The sequence below is a fragment of the Kaistella sp. genome, from assembly GCF_032060305.1.
In the GTDB taxonomy this organism is placed as follows: domain Bacteria; phylum Bacteroidota; class Bacteroidia; order Flavobacteriales; family Weeksellaceae; genus Kaistella; species Kaistella yananensis.
Genome location: NZ_DAMBHK010000128.1, coordinates 1 through 2,806 on the forward strand (window position 1 = coordinate 1; position 2,806 = coordinate 2,806).

Annotated in this window: 3 protein-coding genes; all 3 read right to left on the reverse strand. The window is 45.3% G+C overall.

What is annotated here, in order from left to right; translation table 11 throughout:
* The coding region (locus tag V5N63_RS11530; RefSeq protein ID WP_332034059.1) for a hypothetical protein at window positions 1–1,751 on the reverse strand (1,751 nt) is incomplete at its 3' end.
* 70 nt (window positions 1,752–1,821) lie between these two features.
* A complete protein-coding gene (locus tag V5N63_RS11535; RefSeq protein ID WP_332034060.1) occupies window positions 1,822–2,268 on the reverse strand; it encodes a hypothetical protein in 447 nt (148 codons plus the stop codon).
* 76 nt (window positions 2,269–2,344) lie between these two features.
* A partial coding sequence (locus V5N63_RS11540) for a hypothetical protein (protein WP_332034061.1) occupies window positions 2,345–2,806 on the reverse strand: 462 nt, incomplete at its 5' end.

Consider the following 2,806-nt stretch of genomic DNA (forward strand, 5'->3'; position numbering starts at 1 on the left):
CCAACCGGAAGGTTTACCGTTCCCCGACCGGCATTTACGTTTTCAACATTCACGGTGCCGGTACCGTTGGTGACGATGTAATTATTGGTGTTACCGCCGGTGATATTGGAAGATGTTCCCTTGAGATTCACAGCATTGTTATTCAGCGTAATTCTTGAATTTAAATTTAAGTCCTCTGCAAGGTTTAAACTGCCGGAAACAATATGAAGTGGCGCATTGAGCGCAAGATTTCTTGCTGATGCTGCAGATGAAATTTCAACATCTGAACCAGCAGGAACCAGAGTGTCTTCAGAAGAAAGCGGCACCACCCCAGTATTCCAGTTGGCGGGAGCGTTCCACGAATTGCCGGCTGACCTGTTGAAGGTATAATCACCCTGAAACTGGTACAGTTTCATCGCATTTCCCAGTCCTGCAAAAAAATACAGATTCCCGTTTAATTCATGAAAGCCAAAAGGATTGGAGCCGATGTTATTAGTTCCCTGCATCAGCGTAATGATATCAAAGGTTTTAACGGTCTGAACGCCGTCGGTGCGGTGCGGTTCCGCGAAATCATTATTTCCGGACATATTGGCGGTTCCACCAGCATACCAGGCAGTACCTTTATAATCGACGAGATTTCCTGCATTATAGGCACCTGTAGAAACAATTGAGTAACCGTTTTGCTGATAATTGGTCCGGAAGATGGTTTTCTGGCCCATATTAAAACAGTAAAAATTTTCATTGGTTTTGGAAAACATGGATCCCGAACTCGTTCCCGCATCTACGGCGTCCGCAGGCGAAAGCTGCACGGTGCCACCGAGCGTTCCGTCGGTGCGGTATAGCGTATGCCGGGTGTTGTCGGAAGCGTTATGCAAAGTTGAAAAGAGGAGATAATCATCCGTTGACGTGAGATTAAAAGTCGTGAGACTGTACACATTATTGGTAAGCGGCGATGTATTGGTGAAAACTTTTGTTCCGGAAGGCGTACCGTCGGAGGACCATAACTCTACCCCATTGGTTTCATCAAAACCCATAAAATAGAGTTTGTTTTTAAACGCCGCCATGCGCATAGTAGCTACAATAAAAATATTCGGAACATCAATCAGTTCTACGCTTCCCGTAGTGCCGCTGATTTTCCACAATTTAAAATCGGAAGCAAAATAAACATCATTATTCAGTCTTGTCAGTGCATTAGCGGATTTATCAACAATCATTGAGGTACCAGCAGCAGTGCCGTCCGTTTTCCATATTTTTCTGCCATTATTACCTGTATATCCGTAAAAGTACATTTCATTGCCACTGAGGGAGCGGTTTGATGCTTCATATTGGTCAGTGGTGATGGATATGCCTTCAGTAGTCGCTCCCCGTTCATCGAACCGTTTCAGCAATACAGTTCCTGAGTCTGTACCATCCGACTTCCAGAGTTCATCATACTGAACATAGGGACTGTAACTTTTATATACATAGACGTGAATATAAAAGTGATCCTTTGCTGGAATTATGGCCTTTATTGCAGCACTTAGAACACCGGAATGACCTAAATTTTTAATCACCTTTGTTCCCGCGTCGGTTCCGTCGGTTACTGCTAAAGCGACACTGGGCGATACCGTTACCCCGTAGTAGTGTTTGCCGTTCCAGCGGTTGTTCTGCCAGATGAAATGCTCGTTATCGGTAGGTTTTAAACCCGTTGCAGATACGTCTTTCACAACTGTAAGCTGGGCGCTGCCTGTAATTCCCAGCATCATTAAACTGAAAAATAGAATTTTTTTCATGTCTGAATATTTTAAAAGGTAAAAAACCCGACGGATTTCAGGGTCCGCCAGGGTAGGAATACATCAAAATTTATTTCACCGGAATATCGGTAAAGGTGCCGTACACTGAGGTAACGGTTCCGCTCGTCCAGGTCGCCTTAAAGGTGCCGGAAGCTTTGCCGTTTGCATTGGCTGTGATGACCACTTCGCCGGTTGCGGGAGTGGCTGTATTTCCGTTAAAATAAAACGCATTGGTGGCATTCACGGGATAGGTCGCAGGGGAAAGTCCGGAAAGGTTGAACTCAAACACCGTTCCCGAGGTGGCCGTGGCACCCGTAAAGGCAAAAATAGATTTGTACTGCGTACGCACTTCCGAAGATCCTGCGGTTTTCAGGGGTGCCGTGGTGGAGTTCTCACGCCAGGTAAATCCTGCGGAGGCAGGCGGTGTGGTGCTTCCCGGCTCACTGTCTCTTTCGCATCCCGTCATCAGTAAAGTGACTAAAAACAGGGAGAAAAACACGTAATGTAACTTTTTCATAAGAGGAATTTTTAAAATGATTTCACTGACACAAGATGCCGGTTCACAGCTTCAAAACTAAATGACCTTCCCGGTTTTACTGTTTAACGTCCATTCTCGAAACGAGCAGGCGGTCGCCGTTCGGGGTTTCGCTGAAGAAATACGTGTAGTCACCAATCTGCAGTCGGTTATGCTTAGGATACAGATAGTATTTCTTCTTCTCGAGGTCGCCCAGCGTTCTGAATTCCGAAGATTTGCCGGTAGCCAGGTCGAGCTTGCCATATTCAATGCTGTAGAAAGGAGAATAGGATTTGGTTGTAGTAGTTGTGGAAGTTCCTGAAAAGAAATTACTGAAGGTGCTTACATCCGTATCCACATCAATGGCTTTTACAATTTCCATCACCCAGTTCACTGACTTGCCGTCTTTACTTTCGATCAGATAACCGATGGCAGGAAAATTATCTGCCGTCATGGGTGAATTGTTAAAGAATCCTTTTTTGTTTTTCTGATCCAGCTGCACCGTATAATTTCTTACAAGATTGCCCTCCGGTGAAAAGTG